Raw genomic sequence first — 26,329 nt, 5'->3', positions numbered from 1 at the left:
CCACACAGAAAGACAAAAGCCGGCACATGCCGGCTTGAACGCAATGGGGTGGCACTGCTTTAGTGGCCTTCAAAATCCACCAGTGTGAACAGAGGAAGCTTGCCAACCTCTTGCAGCAGCTTGGAGCCGCCAAGCTCGGGCAGATCCACGATGGCAGCGCCCTCCATCACGGTAGCGCCCAGTTTTTCCAGCAGTTTCTTGCCCGCCATCATGGTGCCGCCTGTGGCGATCAAGTCGTCAATCAGCAAAACCTTGTCGCCAGGCTTGACTGCGTCGGTATGCAGCTCCACGGTGGCGCTGCCATATTCCAGCTCGTAGGTTTCTTCCACGGTCGTGAACGGCAGCTTGCCTTTCTTGCGAATGGGGACAAAACCAACATTCAACTCGTAAGCGATCACGGCACCCAGAATAAAGCCGCGGGCATCCAGGCCAGCCACTACGTCGGGGCGCTTGTCAACGTCCATGTAACGATGGACAAATGCATCAATCAGAATGCGGAAAACTTTGGGGTCTTGCAGCAAGGGGGTGATGTCGCGGAACTGAACGCCAGGCGCCGGCCAATTGGAGACAGTGCGAATGTGCTGGCGAAGGTAATCGTTGACGCTGGTGGTGTACATGGAGTGTTCAGTTCAAGGTCTCTGCAGGCATGGTGGATTTGGCAGAGCGGCATCCATCAAGGGAATCAAGAGCTTCGGCATTCACGGGCATGGCCAAGCAAATGCGGGTTGTTGTGAAAAGTGTAATCAGTGGTCAGTGCTTGCGCGCATGCCGGGGTCATGCAGTCGCTTCAATGTTGAAAGGCTGACGAGCAATAAAAAGTTGATCGAGGTGTCTCCGCTTACTTCCTCTCCGATTTCTGGCGGTGCGCCAATGAAGGTCTGAGCAGGCTTTTCGTTACTTTATCGCGTGCGCCAAACAGGGGTAGACGGGCAAATTGCATGGGTTTCAAAGGCTGTTTGCATGAACTTGTCCGTGTCGCACGGCGTGGTCTTGCCGGCATCGATAAAATCAGACCATGAATACCCCCATGCAGACCACGCCCGTTCTGGGTGCTACGCAGGCGCTGGCAACTGCGCGTGAAACCCTGGCCATTGAAATTCAAGCGCTGCAAACTTTGGCACAGCGTCTGGATGACACCTTTGTGCAGGTGGCGCAGGCCATGCTGGAGACGCCCGGGCGTGTGGTGGTCATGGGGATGGGCAAGAGTGGCCATATTGGTCGAAAGATAGCAGCCACCCTGGCGTCGACCGGAACCCCCGCTTTTTTTGTGCACCCTGCCGAAGCCAGCCACGGCGACTTGGGGATGGTGACGCAAAAAGACATGGTGCTGGCGATTTCCAACAGTGGTGAAAGCCATGAGCTGACATCACTGCTGCCTGCGCTCAAACGACAGGGCGTGCGCATTGCTGCCATGACTGGCGGTTTGTCTTCCAGCTTGGCCAAGCATGCAGATTGGGTGCTCAACACCAGTGTGGAGCGTGAAGCCTGCCCTTTGAATCTGGCACCAACGGCCAGTACCACCGTGCAACTGGCGCTGGGTGATGCGATTGCGTCGGCGCTGCTGGACGCCAGGGGCTTTAAAGCCGAAGACTTTGCGCTGTCACACCCCGGCGGTTCTTTGGGCCGCAAATTGCTGACCCATGTGCGCGATGTGATGCGCAGCGGCGATGACGTGCCCCGCGTGCAGGCCAATGATGGTTTTGACCGTCTGATGCGTGAAATCAGCGCCAAGAACATGGGAGCGAGCGCGGTCGTGGATGCCGATAACCGCGTAGTTGGCATCTTTACCGACGGAGATTTGCGCCGCCGCATCGAGGACGGCACAGACTTGCGCAACGCCAAGGCCGCACAGCTGATGCACAGTCAGCCGCGGACGATTTCTTCTGATGCCCTGGCAGTAGATGCTGCGCAACTGATGGAGCAGCACGGCATTACTTCAGTGCTGGTGGTGGATGCCCAGGCACACCTGGTGGGGATGGTGCATATCCGCGACCTGATGGTTGCCAAGGTCATCTGATGCCTCAAACTCATACAACGCCCACGCAGCGATTTCCTTCAGAACTGCTGGAGCGCGCCCAGGGTATTCGTGTCGTGTTTTTCGATGTGGACGGCGTGCTGACGGATGGTGGCTTGCACTTTACTGAGCATGGTGAGAGCATCAAGCGTTTCAATACGCTCGATGGCCATGGCATCAAACTGCTGCAAAAGGCAGGCATTGTTCCTGCCGTAGTCACCGGGCGAGATTCCGCTCCATTGCGCTTGCGCCTGCAGCAGCTGGGCGTACAGCATGCGGTGTACGGAACGGAAGACAAAGTGCCTGCTGCGCAGTCCATCCTCAACGCGCTGGGACTGGACTGGAAGCAGGCAGCCGCCATGGGCGATGACTGGCCTGATTTACCCATGATGCAGCGCAGCGCGCTGGCGTGTGCACCCTGCAACGCACACGCTGAAAACCTGGCAGTGGCAGATTTTGTAACCAGTGCGATGGGCGGCCACGGAGCCGTGCGCCAGCTGTGTGACTTGCTGTTAATTGCCAATGGCCAATATGCAGGTTTGCTGGAGGCTTACCAACGATGAAAAAGTCCTTGCAGCGTCTTGGGGAGCGCGTCTCCATCTATCTGCCAGTGATGCTCATGGCGTTACTGGCAATGGGCACATGGTGGCTGGTGCGCAATGCCCCGAAACCACTGCTAGGCAATGTGGATCGGGTGGTGTCTGATGCTCCCGACTACACCATGGAGAAGTTTTCAGTCCATCAGTTTGATGGGACAGGGCGCTTGCAAAGTGTGATGACGGGCGATGAAGCCCGCCATTTTCCGAAGACAGATACCTTGGAAGTCGATGCGGTACGCACACGCAGTATTGCCCCGGATGGGGTGGTTACGCTGACTTCTGCAAAACGCGGTATCAGCAATTCCGACTCTTCAGAGGTGCAACTGGTTGGGGCGGCCAAGGTGGTGCGGCAGTTCCCGAACCAGCCCGGGCAGACGATGCAATTTTCTGGTGAGTTTTTGCATGCCTGGCCCAATGAAGAGCGGGTACAGTCACATTTGCCGGTGGTTTTGACGCGAGGAAATAATCAATTTTCTGGAGACCGCATGGACTATGACAACCTTTCTCAAGTCGTAGAGTTAAAAGGGCGTGTCAAGGGTATTATTCATCCTGCAAATAAATAAGAATAAATCCATTAATCTTGTAGGATGGATTTAACAAAAAGGCCTTGTCAGGCCTTTTTTATTTTTATCTGTTCGTATTAATCATTGCGATAGGTGCCGCCGCCATGATTAATGCTGCTGTGCCCGGTATTTTGTCGGTTGCGTGGACCGGTGCCATAGGGGCTGCGGAAACTTCCTTCATTTCTGCCGGCGTAACCGCCGCTGTTCTGGGCCTGAGAGCCTCCGCCATACCCACCGGTGCGAGGCGGTCGTGGCTCCATGGGGCGAGCTTCATTGACCAAAAGACTGCGTCCCCCCAGAGGTTGGCCGTTCATGCCTTCAATTGCGGCACTGGCTTCGCTGTCGCTGCCCATCTCGACAAAGCCAAAGCCTTTGGAGCGCCCGGTGTCACGTTCGATCATGACTTTGGTGCTGATCACTGAGCCAAATTGCGCAAAGGCTTGTTGCAAGTCCTGCTCACGCACTCCATAAGGCAAATTGCCCACATACAACTTACTACCCATTACGGACTCCTCTGCTTCAAAATAAGTGCATTATTTGAAATGTCACAGCATGGCAGCGACCAAGCACAGGCAATGCATAACCTGCCGAAATATTATTAATGGAGAGATTGAAAAATAACAACTATTTCTTTGAAAAATGAGAAACTGAAAATAAAAAAAGGAACCCGAAGGTTCCTTTTTTTATTCCAAAGCGCTGTTGAGGGCGCTAGAGGATTGGCTTAGTAACCGCCGCGGCCACCGCCGTAGCCGCCACCGCCGTTGCCACGGCCGCCGCCGAAGCCGCCGCCGTTGCCGCCACCGAAGCCACCGCTACGGGGAGGACGTGGCTCCATAGGACGGGCTTCGTTGACCACCAGGTCACGGCCGCCGTAGTTTTGGCCGTGCAGACCTTGGATGGCAGCTTGTGCTTCAGCATCGCTGCCCATTTCCACAAAGCCGAAGCCCTTGGAACGGCCAGTGTCACGCTCCATCATGACCTTAGCGCTTTGCACAGCGCCGAATTCGGAGAACGCCTGCTCGAGGTCGTTATCGCGGAAAGAGTAAGGCAGGTTGCCTACGTACAGTTTGTTGCCCATGGAGGACTCCTAGAAAAAATACTTGAAACGCGATGGAGCCCTAACCGAAAGCCAACTTATCGTGACCTACCTTAGAGACGCAAACGCACTTGCTCATGTGCTCTCGCACCCGTGAACGAGGCCATTATGATGCAAGCTTTCACGCAGACAATGGGGTTTTTGTCAAATTTGTGCTCCTATACAACAAAGCCCCGGGGTAACCCGGGCTATCCCCCCGCCAAAGATAGTTATTGCAAATCGCTACAATAGCCTCGTCCTTGGGGAGTAGTTCGTTTGGTGTGCAATGCACCAAAAGCCTGCATCAACATACTTGGCGCTCAGCGCTATGGTGCCGGCGGTTTGAAAAAGCTGAACAAGACCATTGACCATCACCGTATCCATGGCTGGACGCGGCGACGGTCAATGCGTGTTGAGTCCAGCCATATATAACAACTCCCGGTCCACATGGAAGCTTTCCTCGTCTCGACAGGCATCGTCGCCTTGGCTGAAATGGGCGACAAAACGCAGCTGCTCGCCCTGATTCTTGCCGCCCGTTTTCGAAAACCCTGGCCCATCGTTTTGGGGATCTTTACGGCAACGGTGGTCAACCACGGCTTGGCCGGAGCGGTGGGGGCCTGGGTGAACACCATGATCGGCCCCGATGTGCTGCGCTGGATTTTGGGCCTGTCCTTCATTGCAATGGCCATCTGGATGCTGATTCCCGACAAGCTGGACGATGAAGGTGTCTCGGAGCATTCGCGCTGGGGGGTGTTCGGCACCACGGTGGTGGCCTTTTTCCTGGCCGAAATGGGCGACAAAACACAAATTGCAACGGTGATGCTGGCCGCGCAGTACAACGCCTATCTGTGGGTGGTGCTGGGTACCACTTTGGGCATGATGCTGGCCAATGCTCCCGTGGTGTGGCTGGGCGACAAGCTGGTCAAGAAAGTCCCGATCCGCATGGTGCATATCATTTCCGCGGTGATTTTCCTGGTGCTTGGCGTGGTGGCTTTGCTGGCCAAAGGGGTGCCGAGTTTGGCATAATGAACTTCATGCGCTGATTTGCTTCTGCTTGCGGGCGCTTTACAAATACTGCTAAAGACGAAACCGCATCTCCAAACCCGGCCTCGTTTTTAGCGATGCCGGGTTTTTTTATGTCCTTCATCGCCACACCACAATTCATGCATTTTCCGGATGCTCTGCAGCTGCAAAGCGGCAGGAGCATCCGTGACTACACCCTTGCGTATGAGACCTACGGTCAGCTCAATGCTGACAAGTCCAACGCCATCCTTGTCTGCCATGCGCTGAATGCGTCGCACCACGTTGCGGGTGTTTACGAGGGGCAGGCCAAAAGCGAAGGCTGGTGGGACAACATGATTGGCCCGGGCAAGGCGGTGGACACCAACAAGTTCTTTGTCATTGGCGTCAACAACCTGGGTTCGTGTTTTGGCTCCACCGGGCCCATGCACACCAATCCGGATTCGGGTGCCGTGTACGGTTCGAGCTTTCCGGTGCTGACGGTGGAAGACTGGGTGAATGCGCAGGCGCTGCTGCTGGAGCGTCTGGGTGTGCATCAGATGGCGGCGGTACTGGGCGGCAGTCTGGGCGGTATGCAGGCGCTGAGCTGGACGCTGCAGTACCCCGAGCGCATGCGCCATGCGGTGGTGGTGGCCAGTGCCCCCAACCTGAATGCTGAAAACATTGCCTTCAATGAAGTGGCGCGACGCGCCATCGTGACGGACCCGGACTTTCATGGCGGCGACTTTTATGCCCATAACGTGGTGCCAAAACGTGGGCTGCGCATTGCCCGCATGATCGGGCACATCACGTACCTGAGTGATGACGTGATGAACCAGAAATTTGGCCGTGCTCTGCGCGACGGCCCCGGCATCAAGTTCACCACGCAGGACATTGAATTTGAGATTGAAAGCTACCTGCGCTACCAGGGCGACAAGTTCAGCGGCTACTTTGACGCCAATACCTACCTGCTGATCACGCGGGCGCTGGACTACTTTGACCCGGCCAAGAAGTACGGCGGCAGCTTGAAAGACGCTTTGGCGCGCAGCATTGCCAAGTTCTTCCTGGTGAGCTTCACCACCGACTGGCGTTTTGCACCCAACCGCAGCCGCGAGATGGTGCAGGCCTTGCTGCAAAACGGCCGCGATGTGAGCTACGCCGAGATTGATGCACCCCATGGCCACGATGCTTTTTTGCTGGACGACCCACGTTATCTGGGTGCCATGCGCGCCTACTTTGAAGGTATTGCCAAGGAGTTCACCGCATGACCGCTACCCCTACGATGCAAGCATTGGCTCAACTGGTACCACAAGGCGCGCGCGTGCTTGACCTGGGCTGTGGTGATGGCAGCTTTCTGGAGTATCTGCAGCGCGAGCGCGGCTGTACGGGCTATGGCGTAGAGATCGATGACGCCAATGTGCTGGCGTGCGTCAAGCGTGGCATCAATGTGCTGCAGCTCAATCTGGATGAAGGGCTGGCCATTTTTGAGGACAGCAGCTTTGACATGGTGCTGCAAATCAATACCCTGCAGCACTTGCGCAATGCGGAAACCATGCTGCGTGAAACGGCGCGCGTGGGCCGCATGAGCGTGGTGAGTTTCCCCAACTTTGCACACTGGCCCAACCGCTTTTCGGTATTGCGCGGGCGCATGCCTGTGACGCGTCATCTGCCCTACCAGTGGTATGACACGCCCAACATTCGCGTGGGCACGTTCAAAGACTTTGAGGTGCTGGCGCACAAGAATCGCCTGAACGTAGTGGACGCATTTGGCTTGAAGGAAGGCCAGGTCATTCGCACTTTGGTCAACTTGCGGGCCAGTACGTCGGTTTTCTGCCTCGAACGCGGTTGACCGGCAGGGCGGGATCGTCCGCTGAACGTGAAGTTTTCATCATGCACCTATGCCCCGATTTGCTGCCAATTTGTCGCTGATGTACACCGAACTGCCCTTTCTGGCCCGCTTTGCGGCGGCTGCCAGAGATGGGTTCAGGGCGGTGGAATATCTCTTTCCCTATGCCTATCCCGCGCAGGAGCTGGCACAGGCGCTGAACCAGCACGGACTGCAGCAAGTGCTGTTCAATGCTCCGCCGGGCGGGCGTACCGTGCAGGACATGGCCCGGGCCTGGGACGGCGGCATGCGCGGCACGCTGTGTCTGGCCGGGGAGGAAGACAGTTTTCGCCTCGGGGTGTGGGAGGCGCTGCGCTATGCGCAGGTGCTGCAATGCCCACGCATCCATGTAATGAGCGGCCTGGTGCCGCCCGGTGCTGCGACGCAGGCGCTGCGCAGCACGGTGCTGGCCAATCTGCGCTGGGCTGCACAGACCGCGGCGGATGTGGGCGTGGAGGTTCTGATCGAACCCATCAACGGACGCGATATGCCGGGCTACTACCTGCAAACGCAGGACCAGGCGCACAGCCTGGTGCAAACCGTGGCGGCGCTCAATCTCAAGGTGCAGATGGATCTGTACCACTGCCAGATCATGGAAGGGGATGTGGCCACCAAGCTGCGCAAATACCTGCCTACCGGGCGTGTGGGCCATATCCAGATTGCGGGCGTGCCTGAGCGCCATGAACCCGATATGGGTGAGCTGCACTACCCGTACCTGTTCGATGTGATCGATACCCTGGGCTATGCCGGCTGGGTGGGGTGCGAGTACCGCCCGCGCAATGGCACCAGCCAAGGGCTGGGCTGGATGGCCCGCTGAGTGTGAACGTTGAGCTTTGGGGCGTGCTGTGCGCCCATGAATTCATTAAAAAGAGCACTCAACGCTTGATGGGTATGGTTTTCAAATACTTTTGATGCTCAAAACCATTGCTGATAAGCGATGACAGCTCTCTTTTTTTTGGGCTGTGGCTACTTGAGCCAGCCGCGCTTGCGGAAATAGATCATGGGACCCAGCGCGCTGGCCACCATCAGGATGATCACATACACGTAGCCGTACTCCCATTCCAGCTCAGGCATGACTCGAAAATTCATGCCGTAAACGCTGGCAATCAGCGTCGGTGGCAGCAAGGCCACGCTGGCCACCGAGAAAATCTTGATGATCTTGTTCTGGTTGATGTTCAGAAAACCGACGGTGGCGTCCATCAAGAAGTTGATCTTGTCGAACAGGAACTGCGTGTGGCTGTCCAGCGATTCAATGTCGCGCAGAATCTGGCGCGCATCTTCAAACTGCTCGGCGTTGAGCATTTTGCTGCGCATCATGAAGCTGACGGCGCGGCGCGTGTCCAGCATGTTGCGGCGGATGCGGCCGTTCAAGTCTTCCTGGCGGGCAATGTCAGACAGCACGGTCTGCGCATCGCTGTCGGTTACGCTGCCTTCCAGCACTTGGGCGCTGACCTTTTTCAGGTCGTCGTAAATGCCTTCCAGCGTATCGGCGGAGTACTCGGCGTCGGCATCAAATAGCTTGAGCAGCACTTCCTTGGCTTCTTCAATCAGGCCGGGAGCGCGGCGTGCGCGCAGGCGCAGCAGGCGGAAAACGGGAATGTCTTCTTCGTGGATGGAAAACAGCACGCCGCAGGAGTTGAGCTCGGTGTTGTGCTGGTTCAGGATAAACGCCACGCGCACGCTGCGCGGGTCATCTTCGTCGTCCACCAGAAAGTCGCTGCGAATGTGCAGCTCGCCGTTGTCTTCTTCGTAGAAGCGGGCCGACTCTTCAATGTCTTCGTCGGTGGCGTCTTCCGGAATGGACAGGCCGTAGTGCTGCTTGATCCAGCGTTTTTCTTCCAGCGTGGGCGACTCCAGATCCACCCAGATGGGCTGGAACTGCGTGAGTTCTTCCAGTGATTCGATTTCTTCCTGAACCAAACGGCCGTTGGACAGCGAGAAGATGTTGAGCATACGGCTCTCCCAAATGTTGTTGTGGCTTTAGCAGGGGGATGGTTGGGTGCGCTTCCCATCCTTTCACCTGCAGCACAAGGCCCGGGAGAGAGGAGGGAAGCTACCGACTAGGGTAGGTTTCCACAGAGATATCTCGAGAAGATGACAAGCCCGCAATTATGCCGGGCATGCGCCAGCTGTGCATGCGTCGTACTTGGCGGGAGGGGCAATTAAGCGGCTGGGGGAGGGTGCAGCGCATGGGCGCGGCACAAGTCGGCCCAGGCTGCAGGTTTGGCGTGCGGAGAACGCAGTAAATAGGCCGGGTCATAGCTGACCACGGCGGGGGTGTGGTGAATCTGGTGCACCTGGGCACGCAAGCGGCCCAGTGCCTCCTGGCTGCCGAGCACCGCACGGGCAGTGTGCATGCCCAGTACCAGCACGCGCGCAGGGCGTGTTTGCCGCACGCAGGTTTGCAAGCACGGTGTCAGGGGCTGCCAGTCGACAGGTGCTGCCGGCAGGCTGGCCACTGGCACATCGTCTTGCCCGGGGCGCTGAACGCTGGCAATCCAGACATGCCGGCTGTGGTGCAGGCGCAGGGCGCGCAGCATGTTGTTGAGCAGTTTGCCGGTGTCGCCCTCCAGCGGTGTGGCTGGGTTGGCGCACTCCCAGATGACCAGCCAGGCATTGTCGGCACTGCCGCCTGTGGCCTGCGGGTAGGCCTGCACAGCGGGCGACATGCGCCATTCAGCGCACGGAGTCGCTTCAGGGGCGGGCGCTGGGGCGGCTGCAGGGGCTGCAGTGTGTGTGGTGGTTGTGGTGGGTGTCGCTTTCGGTGCAGTCACTGCAACTGCAGCGGCTGGCGCCCCGACATCAGGGGCGGGCACGGCGGGGGCCAGCACAGGTGCAGGCGAGGTCTCTACAGCCGTTGCGGCTACCGCTGGGCGCTGCGCGGCGGCCATGGTCACCACCGCAGGGGCGGTGGCGGCAGGTTTGGGCAGCCAGACGGTAATGCCCATTTCCTGCAGCATGGCGCGTTGGCGAGTGTCGAGGGTCAGGGCCATAGGGGAAGATTCATCAAGATGGCAGTCTCACGTTCGCCATGGTGCACCGGATAGTACTTCTTACGGGCGCCGACCTGGGTAAAGCCATAGCGTTCATAGAGGTGGCGGGCGCGGGTGTTGCTCTCGCGCACTTCCAGCCACAGCCACTGTGCATGGGCCGTATGACGGCTCCAGTGGGCCAGGGCGTCAAGCAGCTCATGGGCCAAGCCTTGGCCCTGGTGGATGGGTGACACCGTGATGTTGAGCAAATGCACTTCGTCGAGGATTTGCATGGCGATGAAATAGCCCAGTACTTCGTCACCCTGCATCAGCACGCGGGCGTGGTAGCCGCTGCGCAGTGCATCGGTAAAGTTGCCTGGTGACCAGGGGTGACTGAAAGCCACATTCTCAATAGCCAGCACGGTCTCCAGCAGCGCATCGGTCAGCGCAACCAACTGGTGGCCCGCAGCGACGGGCGGCAGCACCGTGCTGGGCACGAGGGTGGCGGCGGTAGAAGGCAATGGAGCGTGGCTGTGCATCATGCTTGGGTAGAAGCTTCCGCAGCTTGGCGTTCTGCCTCGCGTTCTGCGGTGGTTTTTGCCACCTTATCGCGGATGTACAGCGGCAGCGCGTAGGAAGCATCGACCAAGTGACCGTCGGCAATCATCCGAGGTGCCATGCGCAGCAGTGCGGTGGCCGTGGGCAGTGCGTGCAGATGCTGCGCAGCGGGTGCCAGACGGTCTGGATAGGCGGCGTGGGCATTGCCAGCAACGGCCATGCCCGCAGGGATTTGCAAGGCCTGCGGCGCGCACAGACCGAGCTCGTGCGTGGCTTGCCAGCAGCCATCCACCCAGTGGTAACCGGCATGGTAGACCTCTGACATGCGGGCATCCAGCACCGCCATCACGTGGGTGACGCCGTGCTGGTGGCGTGCTTCTTCTGCCACGGCCAGCAAGGTGTCAATGGGCAGCAGGGGCAGGTCTGCGCCCATGGCCAGCCCCTGGGCAATGGCACATGAGGTGCGCAGGCCAGTGAAAGAACCGGGGCCACGACCAAAGACGATGGCCGTGAGGTCAGAGAACTTCAAGTCCAGAGCTTGCAGACCTTGCTGAATGCTGGGAATCAAGGTGGCCGAAGAGTTGGCTCCGCCTGCCGCCTGGTGTTGCCACAGCTGATCGCCACGCTGAATGGCGATGAACAAGGTGTCGGTGCTGGTGTCAAAGGCAAGCAAATTCATGGGGCAGGCTGCAAAAAAGGCCGGGCGCACCAAGGCGCCAAAGCCTTCAATTATCGGTGGCAGCGCCTGGCTGTGTGCAGGGGCGCTGCCAAAACCGCGCAGGCCGCCCCTACACTTGGCAGCTATGTCTCAAACCCTGTTGTGGCGCAGCCTGCGCCTGTGTATGGCCGCAGCGGCGCTGGCCAGTGCTGGTGGTGTGCTGGCCCAGTCGCTGCCCGCCCCGGTCGAAGCCGCCTTGGCGCGCGCCCAGATTCCCCGCGAATCCGTGTCTTTCTACGTCGCTCCAGTGGAGGGGCGCAAGCCCGTGCGCATGGCATGGCAGGCGGCAACGCCGATGAATCCAGCCTCTGTGATGAAGCTGGTCACCACCTACGCTGCGCTGGAGCAGTTGGGCCCCACATACGTGTGGCGCACGCCGGTGTACCTGGATGGGGTGGTGGACAAAGGGGCTTTTCGGGGCACGGTGTACATCAAGGGCGCAGGGGACCCCAAGCTGGTGTCCGAGCGCCTGTGGCTGATGCTGGGCCGCTTGCAGGGCATGGGCGTGAAAGTGATTGTGGGCGACATCGTCATTGATCGCACCGCCTTTCAGGTCAATGGGCACGACCCCGCAGCGTTTGATGGTGAGCCATTTCGCCCCTACAACGCAGGGCCCGATGCGTTGCTGGTGAACTACAAAACACAGGTGCTGGGGTTCATTCCAGACCTGGCTGCTGGGGTGGCCCGCATTCACTATGAATTGCCCATGGGGCAACTTCAGTCACCCGCCAGCGTGCTGCTGGCACCGCAAGGTACGGCATGTGGGGACTGGCGCACGCAGCTGCAAGCCGACTGGAGTGACCCGCAGCGCATTCAGCTGGGCGGGCGTTACCCGGCCAGCTGTGGCGACAAGAACTGGCCCGTTGCGCTGCCGGACCCCCACAGTTTTGCGCTCAAAGCCGTTGAAGGCATGTGGCGCAACATGGGCGGGCAAATCACGGGCAGCGTGCGCGACGGGGTTGTGCCACCGGGTCTCAAGCCCGCGTGGGAGAACCAGTCTCCAGCGCTGGCCGAGGTGGTGCGCGATATCAACAAGTTCAGCAACAACGTCATGACACAGCAGGTGCTGCTGACGATGGGCAAGGAACGGCTGGGCAGCGGCAGCTTTGAAGCGGGGCGTACGGCGCTGTCACAGTGGTGGCAAATGCGCTGGCCGGTGGCCGACATGCCGGTAGTGGAAAACGGTGCAGGTCTGAGCCGCAGTGCCCGTATCAGTGCGCAGGCGCTGGGGCGCATGCTGCAAGCGGCATGGGCATCGTCGGTGATGCCGGAGTTTGTCTCCTCGATGCCGATTTCCGGCATGGACGGCACCTTGCGCCGCAGCAAAGCCAGTGCCAATGCGCACCTGAAAACCGGCTCACTGCGCGACACCAATGCGCTGGGGGGCTACGTCTTGGGCAACAGCGGTCAGCGCTATGTGCTGGTGGCCATGGTGAACCACGCCAATGCGGGCGCTGCGCGGCCCGTGATGGATGCGCTGGTGGACTGGGTGGCGCAAGACTGAGTATTCACCCCCTGAGGCGCTGCGCGACTTCCCCTCTCTACGCGCTTTGCGCGGGAAGGGGACGCCACCTTCGCTGCGGGGCGGCCCTTGCTCGGCGTCTGTGGGTTGGAGTGTGCCAGTTGCTAGGCGCAGGGCTAACCCGCCGCCGCTGCGCGCTGCAGGCGGTCGCGCACGCCTTCCCAGTCGCTGGTCTCGGGTGGGGTTTCAATCCAGATGAGCTGGATGCCCATTTCGTCAAAGTCGCGCAGCGTGCCAAACAGTTCACGCGCGGCTGCCAGTGCTTGCTGGGGCATGGCCCGCAGGTGCACACCTTGGGAGGCGGATGTGAGCGCACTGCGGTGGTAGACCGCAATGCGCGTGCCGTCTGCACCCAGCAGGTCGAGGGCCGACTGCAGTTGCTTGGCGGGCATTAAACGCACTTTGGCGTTCGGAGCGTAGTGGGCCAAAAGGGTGCCGGAGGCCCGTGGGGTATTCGCTTGCAGCTCTTCTTTGGAGAGTGGTCTCTGGCCGCAGACACGCGCAATATCCTCCCGCGTGATGGCTCCGGGGCGCAGCAGCACGGGTACACCGCGTGTGCAGTCGACGATGGTCGATTCAATGCCCACCTCGCAGGCACCGCCATCCAGCACCAGCAAGTCATCCCCAAATTCTGTGGCGACATGCTGTGCGGTGGTAGGGCTGACGCGGCCAAACTTGTTGGCGCTGGGGGCCGAGACGCCCCACACGGGTGGGGTCAGCACCTGGCATGCACGCAGCACCGCATGTGCCACGGGGTGTGAGGGACAGCGCAGGCCCACGCTGTCTTGTCCGCCGGTCGATGCCTTGGCGGCATGCGGCAGGCGCGGCAGGATCAGGGTGAGCGGGCCGGGCCAGAACGCCTCGATGAGTTGCTGCGCAAACAGCGGCACTGCTTTGGCGTAGTGCGTGATGGCCTGGGCATCGGCCACATGCACGATGAGTGGGTGGTTGGCAGGGCGCCCTTTGGCCGTAAAGATCTGGGCTACGGCGCTGTCGTTGTCTGCATCGGCCGCCAGACCGTAAACCGTTTCCGTGGGCAGGCCCAGCAGCTCACCGCGCTGCAGGGCAGCAGCAGCGGCGTGCACCGAGGCGTCCAGCGTTCCATCCAAAATCACGTGCGGTCCTCTTAAAACGCGGCAATGCCGAGAATGCCGGCAGCTTTAAGTGCCGTGGCGCGCACCTGCTCGGGCGTGGCGGCGGTGATGTTCAAGTGCCCCATCTTGCGGGCGCGCTTGGCATCGACCTTGCCGTACAGGTGCAGGTGGCAGCCGGGCAGGGCCAAAATCTGATCCCATGCCGGTGCTTGGGCCGTGTCGCTGTCCTTGAACCACAGATCACCCAGCAGGTTGAGCATGATGGTGGCGCTGTGCTGGCGCGGCTGCACCAGCGGCAGGTTGGTCATGCTGCGCACCTGCAATTCAAACTGCGAGACATCCATGGCGTTCTGGCTGTAGTGACCGCTGTTGTGTGGGCGCGGAGCAATTTCGTTGACCACCAGCTGACCGTTGTCCAGCACGAAGAACTCCACGCACAGCACACCGACATAGTCCAGGCCGATGGCGACCGATTTCGCAGCGGTAATCGCTTGCTCTACCTGTGTGGCAGGCAGGTTGCCCTCATACACCTCGGTCACAGCCAGAATGCCGTCGCGGTGCAGGTTGCGCTGCACGGGCAGGTTCACGATGGTGCCGTCACGGCCACGCGCCACGATGACAGAGCATTCGTGGGCCAGGGGCAGCATTTTTTCCAGCACACAGGCCACGCGGCCCAGCTCTTGCCAGCCAGCCACCAGTTCAGCGCGGGTTTTGACGCGAATCTGGCCCTTGCCGTCATAGCCCATGCGGGCTGTTTTCAAGATGCCGGGCAGCAGCGCATCGTTCACGGCGGCCAGTTGCTCGGGCGACTCGATCACGGCGTAGGGCGCGCAGGGCACGCCGCACTTCACAAAATGGGCTTTTTCAGCAGCACGGTCCTGGGCGATGGCCACCGATGCACCGGCGGGCGACACGGGCAGGCTGGCCGCCAGCTGGTTGAGCGCACCCGCAGGTACGTTTTCAAACTCGGTGGTGACGGCTGCGCACAGTTGCGCCAGCTCGGTCAGGCCCTGCGGGTCTTCATAAGCTGTGCGCACGTGGTGGTGGCTGACCAGCCCTGCAGGGCTGGTGGCGTCCTGATCCAGTACGGCGGTGAAATAGCCCATGGCTTGCGCGGCATGCGCAAACATGCGGCCCAGCTGGCCGCCACCCAGTACGCCCAAAGTGGCACCGGGCAGGATCACCTTGTGGGTGTCGACAGGGGCGTTCATACGGCGACGGGGGGCAAAGTCATGGCGCGGGCTGCGGCTGTTTGCTCGGCGCGAAAGGCCTCCAGCTTGGCGCGCAGTGCGGGGTCTTCATTGGCCAGCAGGGCAACGGCAAACAAGGCAGCGTTGGCAGCACCTGCAGCACCAATGGCGAAAGTGGCCACAGGCACGCCCTTGGGCATTTGCACGATGGAGTGCAGTGAATCCACGCCTTGCAGGTGGCGGCTGGCCACGGGCACACCCAGCACGGGCACGGGGGTCTTGGCGGCAATCATGCCGGGCAGGTGGGCTGCGCCGCCAGCCCCAGCAATGATGGCTTTGAGGCCACGGCCCGCAGCGGCCTCTGCGTAGCGGAACATGTCGTCAGGCATGCGGTGGGCCGAAACCACTTGCGCTTCGTGGGCGATACCGAATTGCTGAAGGATGGCAACTGCGTGCTGCATGGTGTCCCAGTCGCTGCTGGAACCCATGACCACACCGATCTGGATGGAGTTCATGTTCTCTCTCGAGGGCGCTTGCGGCCCGGCCTAGTGGAAGCTGCGATTTTACGGGTAAGCCCCAGACACACAGGGTTGCGGGGTCGTCTGCCCCTGCGCGGGCTTGAAATCTGGTGCCCGGCGCTTATCTCTGTAGCTGGCTGGCACGAATGTGCACTTGAATTGCTAGAGAATGACGCGTTGTACGCCTGCAAGGCGCTGATCAATGGCTTGCGCAGTGTGCGCACTGCACTGGGATGGATACATGATTGATATCACCGTAGAGAATTTTGAATCTGAGGTGGTTGCCGCCTCCATGGCAACGCCCGTGCTGGTCGATTTCTGGGCCACCTGGTGCGGCCCCTGCAAAACGCTGGTGCCCACGCTGGAAAAGCTGGAGGCTGCCTACGCAGGCCGCTTCAAGCTGGCCAAGGTGGATGTGGACGCCAACCAGCAAATTGCCGGCATGTTCGGTATTCGCAGCGTGCCCACCTGCGTGCTGATGGTGGGTGGCAAGCCGGTGGATGGTTTCATGGGGGCACAGACTGAAGGTCAGGTGCGTGAATTTCTGGACAAGCACCTGCCTTCTGAGGGCGAGCTGATGGCCGAGTCCGAGGTGGACGAGGCCCAGCAACTGATCGAATCGGGCGACACCCAGGCTGCCCTGCAAAAGCTGGCCGATGCACTGACCGCTGACCCCAGCAACGATGATGCGCGCTTTGACTATGTGCGCCTGCTGATTGCCAGTGGCGACTACGAGCAGGCCGCGTCCTTGCTGCACGAGCCGCTCAAGCGCATTCCCAAGCCACTGCAGTTTGAAGCCCTGCAGCACTGGCTGCAGTGCATGCTGTTTGTGCAGCAAGACGAGCGCGGCAACTGGGAGCTGGCGCAGTTTGATGCCGCCATTGCGCAAAACAAGCGCGACTTTGACACCCGTTTTGCTAAGGCGCAGGTGCTGGCGGCAGAAGGCCAGTGGACGGCAGCCATGGACGAGCTGCTGGAGATCATCATGCGCGACAAGGAATGGAACGGACAGGCTGCGCGCAAGCTGTTTGTTGGCATTTTGGAACTGCTGGCTCCGGCCAAGCCCAAAAAGCCCGATGCCGTACCCGGCAAGACAGCCGGTGGCATTGAACTGCTGGGCAAGAACACTGCCGAGCAAGACCAGGCCACGGCGCTGGTCAACAGCTACCGACGCAAATTGAGCATGGCGCTGAACTGACGCCGTAGCTGCCAGACGCGCAGCCTGCACTTGGCAGAGCAGAGTTTCTGCGCACAACGCAAAGGCCACCTTCAAGGTGGCCTTTTTGCCTTTCTGATCAGTGTGTATGCCCGCGTATCAGCGCGCTTTGGCTGTTTGTTCAGTGCGGCCCAGTACCAAAGCCCAGCGTTGCTGCTCATGCTGCACCAGCTGTGCAAAGTCTTGCGGGCGTTCGGGTGCCTGGGCCTGCAATGCGGCATAGCGCTGCAGCACCGCAGGCTGGGCCTGCACTTGCACAATGGCGGCCTGCAGCTGGGCCACGATGGCCTCGGGTGTGCCAGCAGGTGCCATGAAGCCGCTCCATGGCACGACCGTGGCATCGCTCAGGCCCTGCTCGCTCAGCGTGGGCACTTGGGCCAGTGCCGCCAGGCGTGTGGGTGCCGCCACAGCCAGGGCGCGCAGCTTGCCACTTTGGATGTGCGGCAAGGCGAGCGTTGCGGTCAGCGGGGCGATATGCAGCTGGCCATTGATCAGATCGGTAATGAACGGTGGCTGGCCCTGGTAGTTGATCTGCGTGAGCTGTATGCCCGCAGCGGCAGCCAGTCGCTCCACCCCCAGGTGGTTGGAGCTGCCTTGCCCCGGGTTGGCAACGTTGAAGGCCCCGGGCTGCTGGCGAGCCTGTGCAAGAAAGTCGTGCAGTGTGTGCCAGGGGGCGGAGGCTGGCACCACCCACACATTGGGCGTGCTGCCGATGCTGGCCACGGGGACAAAGTCGCTGGTGCGGTAACGGGTGCTGCTGTCGGTCAATGGGTTGATGACCGTGAACATGGAGCCGATCAGCAGCGTGTAACCGTCGGGCGTGGCCTGGTGCACCGCATGGGCACCCAGGTTGCCATTGGCGCCGGGGCGGTTTTCTACGATGACCGGCTGGCCCCAGCGCTGGGCCAGTGCATCGGTGACTGCGCGGGCTGTGACATCAATCACACCGCCTGCAGGGTAGGGCACGATCACTTTCAGGGGACGTGCGGGATAGGTGGCCGCTTGCTTGGCCTGGGCGGACAGAGGCAGGCCCAGGCCTGCAGTGGTGAAAGCCGTGCTGGCCGCTATGGCGCTGTGCAGCCAGCTGCGCCGCGACAGTGTGCGCTGGGCACTTGGGGCAAAGAGTGGGGAGGGCATGTCAACGGGCTCCTCAGAAAGCAGCACCGGGGGCCAGAATGCCGGCATAGCTGGAGCGCGACTGCACGCCCCAGTGGCCGTTGTGCAAGGTCACTACATACAGCGCCTGGTAGGACTGCTGGGCGCGATGGTGCGTGTCGTAGCGGGTGAACTGCAGCGCAAAGTGCACCTTGGTGGCGTCTGCCTGCACTGGGCGGATGAAGTCCCAGCGGCTGTAGGCCCAGCCGGTTGCAGACAGCGGGGCCAGGTCATTGCTGGCGGCATAGTCGAGTGCGTTGTCCCAGACGGTCACTTGCTCTCCCGCAAAGCGCACATGCGGGTAGTTCATGACCTGGGCCCATGCATGGGCGTCACGGGCGTTGAAGGTGCGCAGAAAGTCCTGCAGCACCTGCAGGCCTGCGTGAACGGCAGCCTGTGCTTCAGGGGCTGTAATGCCCTGGCTGGCCAGCAGCAGAGACAGGGTGTCAGGAGTGGGCAACGGGGCATCGCGGTCGGTCATCAGGCGCTTCTTTCGGCTGGCAATATCAATGAATGCCACTGTAAGAAGCCACTGTGTTTTCTAAAACGAATGATTTTTTGTTTGCTCATGAGGCAAACATCTGAGCGTTGAGTGCGCCACTGCATGGTTTTTCTGAGCCGAAGGGTGAAGGAGCCCTTGCGGCACCGTTTTCATGGCCGCTATGCTCTGCAGCCAACAAAGGGGGCAGGCATGGCGACAGTGTTGCAGCAGGTGCAGGGGGTGTTGTGGATGTGGGTGGTGCTGGCCGCTGGCGTGGCGCTGCTGGCCGGGGTGCTGCGTTCACCCCGGTTCAAGGGCTGGTGGGGCGAGCGCAAGGTGCAGCAATGGCTGGCACGAGATCTGAACCCGCTGCACTACCACTGCGTGCACAACGTCACCCTGCGGCTGGCCGATGGAAAAACTACCCAGATTGACCATGTGGTGGTGTCGCCGTACGGCCTGTTTGTGCTGGAGACCAAGCACATGCAGGGCTGGATTTTTGGCTCAGAAAAACAAAAGAAATGGACGCAATCCATTTACAGGCACCGCACCGCTTTTCAAAACCCGTTGCACCAGAACTGGCTCCACATCAAGGCTTTGCAGCAGGTGCTGCAGGTGCCGCTGCAGAACCTGCACTCGGTGGTGGTGTTTACGGGCCATAGCCACTTCAAGACCGAGATGCCCGCGTGTGTCACGCAAGGGCGCGATTGCGTGGCTTTTATTCAAGCCCATACCGAGGTGGTCTGGACCGAGCAGGAGGTCGCGCAGTGGCGGCAAGCCCTGTCACAAAAAAGGCTGCAGGCCACACGTGCCACGCACCGTGCGCACGTAGAAAATGTGCGTGCACGCCATGCTGCGCCGCGGCCCAAGGTGCCAAGCCGCAAGATGGCTGGCGCTGCGGTTTCTGCGCCTGTACCCGTTGCTGCACCCATCGCACTGCGCAGTACCGAACCCGAGCTGTGCACGGAGGCCGTGCTGCGCACCGAGCCGGTCGCTGAAGGCGCATCGCGCTATTTCTGGCGCTGTGCGCGGTTTCCGCACTGCCGGTTCATGCGCGCAGAATTGCCGGAGGTGGTATGAAAAAGAGAGCTGATAGCGTAATAAATACAGTCACTTCGGCATTAAAAGATGCTGAAATGCTTATTTGGTAAGCGTTAACCGCTCTCTTTTATTTGAGGCTGGAGAGTAAATCCTGCGTATGCGGCGTAGGCTCTGGCACGCTGTAGATGCTGGGGTCGGCCTGAATCAGGCTGACATCAAAGCGCTGCCCCGCCAGATAGTCGCGCACCGATTGCAGCACCACGGGGCTGCGGTGCAGGTGGGCGCTGGCGTGCAGCTCTTCCAGCGAAAGCCATACGGTGCGCACGATGCCTTCATCGAGCTTGCGGTGCACGTGGTACATGCCCAGCTCACCGGTGAATGCAAAGCGCATGTAGGTGATGTCAGAGCCGGTGCGGGTGCGGATGAACCGGTTCATGTAGATGCCGACCAGCGCCGTGGGGGTGAAGCTGTGGGCCGTCTCTTCCAGTACTTCGCGCACGCAGGCCTGCACAGGGGTTTCGGCAGGATCCAGGTGGCCGGCGGGGGTATTGAGGCGCAGGCCATCGGCCGTGTGCTCTTCCACCAGCAAAAAACGCTGATCACGCTCGATCACGGCCGAGACCGTGACATTGGGTTTCCATCGGTTTGGCATGCGCGCATTATGGCGATGCCATTTGCGGCGCCTGTCAGTCAATCGCGCAACTGTCAGAAATTAGAGCGTTGCCGTCATGTACAGAGCACCGTCACCATAGGTTTTAAGGTGCATGAACTGTTGCTCATCCATCACGGGGCATACAGAAAAGCCTTGACGTTCCCAATAAGCCTGTGAACCCTGCACCGATACCAGCGCAGCGTGCTGCAGGCGGCGCTGGCGTGCGCGTGCAAACAGGTGCTGCACCAGATGGCGTGCCACGCCTTGGCCCGCCAGTTGCGGCAGTACCGACATGTCGTGCAGGTACAGCACCTGCGTGGCAGTGGCAGGGGGCGTGAAAGCACCGTCCAAAGGCGTGATCTTTCCGGGGCTGGACCAGTAGGCCGCCAGGTAGGCGCTCAAGGTCTGCTCACCAGTGCGCACCACGCCAATGGAGCACTGGTGCGGGCAGGCCAGGCGCTGGGCAAAGACAGCGCGGCTTTCAAGAAAATCATCGCCATAGCAAATGGTTTGCACGTGCAGCAGGCTATCAACATCGTGTGCGTCCAAAGGGCGCACCGTCCAGGCAGAAGGCAGGGCAGACACAGTCATGCCCTGCATTATCCAAGGCAGTCGGCAGTCACGGGTTCTGGCGCTTCATCTTTCCAGCGCTGGCGGATGGTTTCCAGCTGCTCGCGCAGGGACAGGAAGACGGGAACCAGATCAGGGTCAAAGTGCAGGCCCGCCTGGCTCTGGATGTGTGCCATGGCGCTGTCGACCGACCATGCGCGCTTGTAGGGGCGCACGGAGGTCAGGGCATCAAAGACATCGGCAATGGCCACAATGCGCGCTGCCAGCGGTATGGCGTTGCCGCGCAGGCCTGCCGGGTAGCCCGAGCCATCCCACTTTTCATGGTGGGTCAGGGCGATGCTGCGCGCCAGTTGCAGAATGCCGTTGTCGTCTTCGCCCAGAATTTCAGCACCAATGGCCGGGTGCTGGCGCATGATCTGCCACTCGCTGTCGGTCAGGGGGCCGGGTTTGAGCAGCACCGCATCAGGAATGCCAATCTTGCCCACATCGTGCATGGGTGCAGCGTGCAGCAGCTCGTCGGCCCATTCCGGGCTGCAGCCAATGGCCAGCGCCAAGGCATGCGAGAAGTGGCTCATGCGCAGCACATGCATGCCGGTTTCGTTGTCTTTGTATTCGGCAGCACGGCCCAGGCGCTGCACGATGTGCAGCCGTGACTGGCGCAGGGCTTCGGTTCTGACCAGCGACAGGTGCGTGCGCACACGTGCCAGAACGATGGGTGCACGCACTGGCTTGACGATGTAGTCCACGCCGCCGGCATCAAAGCCTTCGGCTTCATCGCCCATATCGGACAGGGCCGAGACAAAAATCACCGGAATATTCTGCGTCTGCGCGCTGGCCTTGAGCTGGCGGCAGACTTCATAGCCGCTGAGCGTGGGCATCATGATGTCCAGCAAGATCAGGTCGGGCTTTTGCTGCTGCACCAGTTGCAGGGCCTTGGCGCCATCGGTGGCAAATTGCAGGCGGTAGGAGGTGCCCAGAATCTGGCGCAGCACATGCAAATTGGTGGGTTCATCATCGACCAGCAGCAGGCGGGGCCTGCGGTCTTCATGGCTGGGCAGCATCGGCCGTGTTCCTGAGGTGGTGGGGTGTGGGGGGCAGCGATTGCGCCAGTGCACGCACACAGTGCAAGGCATGGTCCAGATCAAAAATATCTAACGCAGCTTGCAGCGCTGCGGTGTCTGCACTGGGCAGCAGCAGGCATAAATGCTGCAGCGCCTGGCCATCGATTTCGCCGGCCTGCAAGGCACAGGCGATGCGCTCAAGTGCCTCACCCATTTGCGCGCGGGCAGGGGCCGAAAGGGCCGAAAGGGCCGAAAGGGCCGTCAGGCAAGCAGGCGCAGCGCTGCTGTGTGCTGAAGCAGCGGGCTCTGTGGCGCGCAGCAAGGCTTCCACATGCGCCAGTGCGGCAACCAGATTGGGCAGCTGTTTTTCGAAAGCCGCCGTGTCGCTGTTGCGGCTGTCGTGTTCCATCTGCTCGAGCACGGCGTGCAACTGCAGCAATGCCAGATTGCCAGAAGCGCCGCGCATGCGGTGAATGATGGCGGCAACCGTTGTCCAGTCGCCATCCTGCGAGAGGCTGTGCAGCTCTGGCACACGGTTTTGCTGCTCTGCCATGAAGCGTGCCCATGCTGCGCGCAAGGGGCCGGGGCCGCCCCACAGTTGCAGTCCGCTGCGCCAGTCTGCCACCGTGCCATCCATGGGGTGGTGCGTGTGCACAGGCGCCTGGGCTGTGGTGGCTGTGTCGCTGCGCGGGTCTGTGCGGGCGTGCAGCACACGCGCAATTTCCTGCATGAGTTTGTGCGGCTCCAGCGGCTTGGCCGCAAAGCCATTCATGCCCGCTTCATCGGAGGCGCGGCGGTCTTGCTCCAAAACGCTGGCAGACAGCGCAATGATGGGGATGGCGGTGTGCGCGTGTGCAGTTTCCCAGGTGCGGATGGTGCGTGAAGCTTCCAGCCCATCCATGTGGGGCATCTGCAAGTCCATCAAGATGAGGTCAAACACTTGCGTCTGGCGCAGCTGTACGGCTTGCAGGCCGTTGTGCGCAAGGTCCACCGTGTGACCGTAGCGGCGCATGACCACCTGCAGCAACTCCAGGTTTTGCGGCACATCGTCCACACACAGAATGTGCAGCGCAGGCAATGGCGCAATGCTGGCGGGCACCATGCTTTGGGGCGCTTCCCCGACTAGCAACGGCAGGCGGACATGAAATTGCGTGCCTTCACCCACGCGGCTGTGTATGCCGATGTCGCCTCCCATCAATTGGGCCAGCTGGCGGGAGATGGTGGTGCCCAGCCCGGTGCCGCCATAGCGGCGGGTGGTGGAGGCGTCGGCTTGCGCGAAAGGGGCAAAAATGTGCTCCAGCTTGTCTTGTGCAATGCCAATGCCCGTGTCCTGAATGTGCAGGTGCAGCAATCCTTGGTCGTAAGCCACATCCAGGCGCACATGGCCGTGCTCGGTGAACTTGACGGCATTACCCATCAGGTTGGTCACGATCTGCTGAATCCGCAGGGCATCGCCACGCAGATAGCGGGGCACGTCAGAGCGAATGTCCAGCTGCAGCTGCAAGCCTTTCTTTTCGGCCTCAATGCGCTGGGCACCCACCACCAGGTTGCACATGTCGGCGACAGAGAAATCATCGAGCTCTATCTGCACGGCGCCCTTGTCCAGCTTGGCGGTATCCAGAATGTCGTTGAGCAGGCGCAGCATGGAGCGAGCAGAGCGGTACACCGTCTCCACATAGCGCTCTTGGGTGGGGCGCAGGGGGGTGTCCAGCAAGGCTTCCGAGAACCCGATGATGGCATTCATGGGGGTGCGAATTTCGTGGCTCATATTGGCCAAAAAGGTGCTGCGGGCGGCGGCGGCTGCCTCGGCTTTTTCCTTGGCTTGCAGCAGCTCCTGGGCCAGCGTGCGGCTGGCGGTGATGTCTGTGAGCAACTGGGTGATGCGCAGCGGCTTGCCACTGGCATCCAGCAAGGGGCTGAATGTCGTCTGTACCCACAGCAAGCTGCCGTCCTTGCTGCGTGCCTGGCACTCTAAGCTGACATGTTCGCCACGCTGCAGGGCCAGCCAGATGTCCGCGTCTTGCGCCTGCACCTGCGGCGAGTCGACACAGAACATGCTGAAGTGCTCGCCCTGTACATCATCGAGCGTGTAGCCAAAGAGTTGGAGAAAGTTGGGGTTGGCGGTCAGGACGTAGCCATCCAGGCTGTAGTCAATGACGGCCACGGCCCGGTTGATGGCGGCGACCGTGCCTTCGAACTCTGCGTTGCGCGCCTTGGTCTCGGTGTGGTCGATCAGTACCCCGTCAATCCAGCGCGCCTGGCCCTGGTCGTCATAGACACAGCGACCGCTTTCGGTCACCCAGCGCAGACTGCCGTCGCGGTGGCGCAGCCTGTATTCGTGGGAGTAGGCCACGCCGGATTCCAGCGCTTCACTGACCGTGCGGTGCAGGCCGGCAATGTCTGCCTGCACAAGCAACTGCTCCATGCGCTGGGCCTGGGCCATCAGGGCTTCGGCTGGCCAGCCCGTCAGGGCCTCCACCGGGGTACTCAGGAACAGGGGGGTCCATGACGTGTGGGGGGCGCGACGAAAAGTGACACCCGGAATGTTGCTGATCAGTGTGCGCAGTTGTTCTTCGCTTTGGCGCAGCGACTTTTCCATGGTCTTTCGTTGGCGCATGTCCGTCAGAAAGCCCACAAACAGGGGTTGGTCGGCCATGGTGGCGCGGCCTACAGCCAGCCGCACATCAATCAGATCGCCATTTTTGTGCAAGGCGTGTACTTCGCGGCCTGAACCGATGATGCTGGTGTGACCAGTTGCCAGGTGGCGCTGCAAGTAGCCATCGTGCGCCTGCTGGTGGGGCGCAGGCATCAAGGTGCTGACATTGCGGCCAATGACCTCCTCTGCCCGCCATCCCAGCAGGCGCTGCGCTGCGGGGTTGAAAGCGCAGATGCGGCCATCGCCCTCAATCATGACGATGCCGTCCACCGCAGTATCGACCACAGCCTGCAGGCGTGCTTCACTGCGCTGAATCTGCGCAAACATCTGGCTCCAGCGCAGGGCGATATGGCCGATCAGAATCAGCAAGCCAATCAGCAAGCCAATGGCAGCGGTGGTGGTAAGCAGCGTCCAGGGGCCATCCAGCGGCACGGTGCCCAAAGGGTCAGGGCCCACCGGCAGGTAGATGGCATCCATGGCGATGTAGTGCAGGCTGGCCGTGGCCAGCCCTAGCACGGCCCCACTGAGCAGGGTGATGTGCAGTGGCTGGGCACCGATGTCTTGCATGCGGCGATACACCACCACGGAGAACACGGCAATGGCGGTGCCCAGCGCCAGTGCCAGCGCCAGACCTAAGGGGGCGTAGTACATCGAATACGAAGCTTCAGACGAAGCCATGCCCCAAAAGTGCATGGCCGCTACCCCCAGACCCAGCGCTACGCCACTCAGGAGCACCGTGCTCCATGGCGGGTTTTTGCGTTGCAGGGTGTGCACAAGCAGCCACGCAGCCGCCAGGCTGGGAAGCGCAGACAGGGCGCGGTGCATCGTGGAGAAATCACTGGTGGCGCATGGCGTGAAAGCCAGCATGCCGATGAAGTGCATGGCCCATACGCCGCCGCCCAGCATGAGGGCACCGGCGGTCTTCAGGAGCTGGCCTGCCCATCTTTTTGTCGCCTGTTGTGCCAAACCTGCAAGGTGCAGGGTCAGCATGGCGGTCATGATGGCTACCGCGATGGAGAGCGCAACGAGTGGTGGGTCCATCCATGCCCATTGCATGGGCACGTAGGCAGTATCGTCAGTGAGGAAACGGATCCACATACAGGGGCAGACAGGGCAGAAAGATGCAGGATATTGCCTCGTTTTTTCTTCTCTGTAGGAGTTAACTTACAAAGAAAACAAGGGCATTCACTGATTTGTCGCAACGTTGCACAGGCATGCGGCATAGGCAAAGCAGATGATGGAGATTGAAACTCTCAAATTCACATCTCAATCACGAATAATTATCATTTGTGAATGCTGTCGAAAAACAATGTCATGACCCACCTCTTGCACCTGCTGCAAAAAAACGAAACCGCCTTGCTCAAAACGGCCAGTTATTACGTGGTCCACATTGGGGTCGCTGCTGCGGTGGCCTATGCGGTGACTGGCAACTGGTGGGTGGCACTCACACTCAGCCTGCTGGAGCCCAGCGTGCAGGCAGTGGTGTATTTTTTGCACGATAAAGCCTGGGCGCATGCGCCTTTGCAGCGCTTTCGCACGCTGGTGAAAACGGCCAGCTATTACGCAGTGCACCTGGTGGTTGCCGCTGGAGTGGCCTATGCCGTGACTGCAGATGCGGTGGCCGCGCTGACGCTCAGCTTGCTGGAGCCGACGGTGCAGATGCTGTTCTTTTTTCTGCACGAGAAAATCTGGGAAAAAAAGACACAAGGCCTGGTGCATGCAGCGTGCTGTGCACCGTCTACTGCGATGCAGCACACGGCCTGAGCCTGCCAACACACTAAGGAGCGGTA

At 60.6% G+C, this 26,329-nt stretch carries 27 protein-coding genes, 1 pseudogene and 1 riboswitch; of the genes and pseudogenes, 12 read left to right on the top strand and 16 right to left on the bottom strand.

Going from position 1 to position 26,329, the window contains the following annotated elements:
- Positions 1-59: 59 nt before the first annotated feature.
- On the bottom strand, positions 60-617 hold the full coding sequence (locus H9646_RS03380; protein WP_191721932.1) for an adenine phosphoribosyltransferase: 558 nt from the start codon (positions 615-617) through the stop codon (positions 60-62).
- Positions 618-1,015: 398 nt separating this feature from the next.
- Between H9646_RS03380 and H9646_RS03375 the strand changes: the two genes are divergently transcribed.
- The 3 genes from H9646_RS03375 to lptC are packed head-to-tail and all read left to right on the top strand — an operon-like array spanning position 1,016 to position 3,176.
- Positions 1,016-2,017, top strand: coding sequence for a KpsF/GutQ family sugar-phosphate isomerase (locus H9646_RS03375; RefSeq protein WP_191721931.1), 1,002 nt, complete (start codon positions 1,016-1,018; stop codon positions 2,015-2,017).
- Positions 2,017-2,577 (top strand): KdsC family phosphatase, encoded by a 561-nt coding sequence (locus H9646_RS03370; protein WP_191721930.1) that lies wholly within the window; start codon positions 2,017-2,019, stop codon positions 2,575-2,577. The genes H9646_RS03375 and H9646_RS03370 overlap by 1 nt, the downstream gene beginning before the upstream one ends.
- Entirely contained in the window at positions 2,574-3,176 is a 603-nt protein-coding gene (gene lptC / locus H9646_RS03365) for an LPS export ABC transporter periplasmic protein LptC (protein WP_191721929.1), read from the top strand. Before H9646_RS03370 ends, lptC begins: the two co-directional genes overlap by 4 nt.
- A gap of 77 nt (positions 3,177-3,253) precedes the next feature.
- Here lptC and H9646_RS03360 read toward each other — a convergent pair whose 3' ends face one another.
- Both H9646_RS03360 and H9646_RS03355 read right to left on the bottom strand, forming a co-directional pair.
- Positions 3,254-3,679, bottom strand: a complete 426-nt coding sequence (locus tag H9646_RS03360) for an RNA recognition motif domain-containing protein (RefSeq protein WP_191721928.1) — start codon at positions 3,677-3,679, stop codon at positions 3,254-3,256.
- 218 nt (positions 3,680-3,897) lie between these two features.
- Entirely contained in the window at positions 3,898-4,254 is a 357-nt protein-coding gene (locus H9646_RS03355) for an RNA recognition motif domain-containing protein (RefSeq protein ID WP_191721927.1), read from the bottom strand.
- A 247-nt stretch (positions 4,255-4,501) separates the two neighbouring features.
- A riboswitch (yybP-ykoY riboswitch) is annotated at positions 4,502-4,675 on the top strand.
- Between the two features lie 23 nt (positions 4,676-4,698).
- Between H9646_RS03355 and H9646_RS03350 the strand changes: the two genes are divergently transcribed.
- The 4 genes from H9646_RS03350 (at position 4,699) to otnI (ending at position 7,952) form a co-directional block, all read left to right on the top strand.
- Complete coding sequence (locus H9646_RS03350) at positions 4,699-5,277, top strand: TMEM165/GDT1 family protein (RefSeq protein ID WP_191721926.1); 579 nt, start codon at positions 4,699-4,701, stop codon at positions 5,275-5,277.
- Positions 5,278-5,387: 110 nt separating this feature from the next.
- Positions 5,388-6,518: a homoserine O-succinyltransferase MetX gene (gene metX / locus H9646_RS03345; RefSeq protein WP_191721925.1), complete on the top strand. Its 1,131-nt coding sequence runs from the start codon at positions 5,388-5,390 to the stop codon at positions 6,516-6,518.
- Entirely contained in the window at positions 6,515-7,099 is a 585-nt protein-coding gene (gene metW / locus H9646_RS03340; RefSeq protein ID WP_191721924.1) for a methionine biosynthesis protein MetW, read from the top strand. The genes metX and metW overlap by 4 nt, the downstream gene beginning before the upstream one ends.
- A 49-nt stretch (positions 7,100-7,148) precedes the next feature.
- A complete protein-coding gene (gene otnI, locus H9646_RS03335; protein WP_191721923.1) occupies positions 7,149-7,952 on the top strand; it encodes a 2-oxo-tetronate isomerase in 804 nt (267 codons plus the stop codon).
- Positions 7,953-8,101: 149 nt separating this feature from the next.
- Here otnI and corA read toward each other — a convergent pair whose 3' ends face one another.
- The 4 genes from corA to tsaB all read right to left on the bottom strand — a co-directional run bounded on the left by corA (position 8,102) and on the right by tsaB (position 11,344).
- A complete protein-coding gene (gene corA, locus H9646_RS03330) occupies positions 8,102-9,088 on the bottom strand; it encodes a magnesium/cobalt transporter CorA (RefSeq protein ID WP_191721922.1) in 987 nt (328 codons plus the stop codon).
- A 209-nt stretch (positions 9,089-9,297) separates the two neighbouring features.
- Complete coding sequence (locus tag H9646_RS03325) at positions 9,298-10,128, bottom strand: uracil-DNA glycosylase family protein (protein WP_191721921.1); 831 nt, start codon at positions 10,126-10,128, stop codon at positions 9,298-9,300.
- Positions 10,119-10,646, bottom strand: a complete 528-nt coding sequence (gene rimI / locus H9646_RS03320) for a ribosomal protein S18-alanine N-acetyltransferase (RefSeq protein WP_191722286.1) — start codon at positions 10,644-10,646, stop codon at positions 10,119-10,121. Before rimI ends, H9646_RS03325 begins: the two co-directional genes overlap by 10 nt.
- Positions 10,646-11,344, bottom strand: coding sequence for a tRNA (adenosine(37)-N6)-threonylcarbamoyltransferase complex dimerization subunit type 1 TsaB (tsaB, locus tag H9646_RS03315; protein ID WP_191721920.1), 699 nt, complete (start codon positions 11,342-11,344; stop codon positions 10,646-10,648). The genes rimI and tsaB overlap by 1 nt, the downstream gene beginning before the upstream one ends.
- Before the next feature lie 124 nt (positions 11,345-11,468).
- On the opposite strand from tsaB, the gene dacB reads away from it, so the two are divergent.
- Complete coding sequence (dacB, locus tag H9646_RS03310; RefSeq protein ID WP_191721919.1) at positions 11,469-12,887, top strand: D-alanyl-D-alanine carboxypeptidase/D-alanyl-D-alanine endopeptidase; 1,419 nt, start codon at positions 11,469-11,471, stop codon at positions 12,885-12,887.
- Between the two features lie 134 nt (positions 12,888-13,021).
- On the opposite strand, the gene H9646_RS03305 is transcribed toward dacB, so the two are convergent.
- Genes H9646_RS03305 through purE form a run of 3 tightly spaced genes read right to left on the bottom strand, consistent with a single transcriptional unit; the run spans position 13,022 to position 15,704 of the window.
- Positions 13,022-14,020 (bottom strand): L-threonylcarbamoyladenylate synthase, encoded by a 999-nt coding sequence (locus H9646_RS03305; RefSeq protein ID WP_191721918.1) that lies wholly within the window; start codon positions 14,018-14,020, stop codon positions 13,022-13,024.
- Positions 14,021-14,031: 11 nt separating this feature from the next.
- Positions 14,032-15,210 (bottom strand): 5-(carboxyamino)imidazole ribonucleotide synthase, encoded by a 1,179-nt coding sequence (locus H9646_RS03300; protein WP_191721917.1) that lies wholly within the window; start codon positions 15,208-15,210, stop codon positions 14,032-14,034.
- Positions 15,207-15,704: a 5-(carboxyamino)imidazole ribonucleotide mutase gene (gene purE / locus H9646_RS03295; RefSeq protein ID WP_191721916.1), complete on the bottom strand. Its 498-nt coding sequence runs from the start codon at positions 15,702-15,704 to the stop codon at positions 15,207-15,209. The genes H9646_RS03300 and purE overlap by 4 nt, the downstream gene beginning before the upstream one ends.
- A 244-nt stretch (positions 15,705-15,948) precedes the next feature.
- Between purE and trxA the strand changes: the two genes are divergently transcribed.
- Positions 15,949-16,905 carry a thioredoxin gene (gene trxA / locus H9646_RS03290; protein ID WP_191721915.1) on the top strand — a complete coding sequence of 319 codons (957 nt, stop codon included), beginning with the start codon at positions 15,949-15,951 and terminating at the stop codon, positions 16,903-16,905.
- Positions 16,906-17,022: 117 nt separating this feature from the next.
- On the opposite strand, the gene H9646_RS03285 is transcribed toward trxA, so the two are convergent.
- Together H9646_RS03285 and H9646_RS03280 are read right to left on the bottom strand one after the other, a co-directional pair.
- Positions 17,023-18,060, bottom strand: coding sequence for a Bug family tripartite tricarboxylate transporter substrate binding protein (locus tag H9646_RS03285; protein WP_191721914.1), 1,038 nt, complete (start codon positions 18,058-18,060; stop codon positions 17,023-17,025).
- A 13-nt stretch (positions 18,061-18,073) separates the two neighbouring features.
- Positions 18,074-18,559 (bottom strand): hypothetical protein, encoded by a 486-nt coding sequence (locus tag H9646_RS03280; RefSeq protein WP_191721913.1) that lies wholly within the window; start codon positions 18,557-18,559, stop codon positions 18,074-18,076.
- A gap of 210 nt (positions 18,560-18,769) precedes the next feature.
- Here H9646_RS03280 and H9646_RS03275 point away from each other — a divergent pair, with 210 nt between their 5' ends.
- A complete protein-coding gene (locus H9646_RS03275) occupies positions 18,770-19,639 on the top strand; it encodes a nuclease-related domain-containing protein (protein WP_191721912.1) in 870 nt (289 codons plus the stop codon).
- Positions 19,640-19,727: 88 nt separating this feature from the next.
- Here the strand turns inward: H9646_RS03275 and H9646_RS03270 are convergent, their stop codons facing one another.
- From H9646_RS03270 to H9646_RS03255, 4 genes are read right to left on the bottom strand one after another with little or no spacing between them, the layout of a single operon-like run.
- Complete coding sequence (locus H9646_RS03270; protein WP_191721911.1) at positions 19,728-20,252, bottom strand: NUDIX hydrolase; 525 nt, start codon at positions 20,250-20,252, stop codon at positions 19,728-19,730.
- 60 nt (positions 20,253-20,312) lie between these two features.
- Positions 20,313-20,843 carry a GNAT family N-acetyltransferase gene (locus H9646_RS03265; protein WP_191721910.1) on the bottom strand — a complete coding sequence of 177 codons (531 nt, stop codon included), beginning with the start codon at positions 20,841-20,843 and terminating at the stop codon, positions 20,313-20,315.
- 8 nt (positions 20,844-20,851) lie between these two features.
- Complete coding sequence (locus H9646_RS03260) at positions 20,852-21,883, bottom strand: response regulator (RefSeq protein ID WP_191721909.1); 1,032 nt, start codon at positions 21,881-21,883, stop codon at positions 20,852-20,854.
- Positions 21,867-25,637: a PAS domain S-box protein gene (locus tag H9646_RS03255; RefSeq protein ID WP_191721908.1), complete on the bottom strand. Its 3,771-nt coding sequence runs from the start codon at positions 25,635-25,637 to the stop codon at positions 21,867-21,869. Before H9646_RS03255 ends, H9646_RS03260 begins: the two co-directional genes overlap by 17 nt.
- A 216-nt stretch (positions 25,638-25,853) precedes the next feature.
- On the opposite strand from H9646_RS03255, the pseudogene H9646_RS18355 reads away from it, so the two are divergent.
- Positions 25,854-26,048, top strand: a pseudogene (locus H9646_RS18355) (DUF2061 domain-containing protein); the annotation flags it as partial.
- A gap of 12 nt (positions 26,049-26,060) precedes the next feature.
- Entirely contained in the window at positions 26,061-26,303 is a 243-nt protein-coding gene (locus H9646_RS18350; protein WP_225213994.1) for a DUF2061 domain-containing protein, read from the top strand.
- Positions 26,304-26,329: the final 26 nt, after the last annotated feature.

Source organism: Comamonas avium, from assembly GCF_014836675.1.
Lineage (GTDB): Bacteria > Pseudomonadota > Gammaproteobacteria > Burkholderiales > Burkholderiaceae_C > Comamonas > Comamonas avium.
Note: the sequence above shows the minus strand (reverse complement) of the source record. Positions and strands in the feature narration are given on the sequence as shown.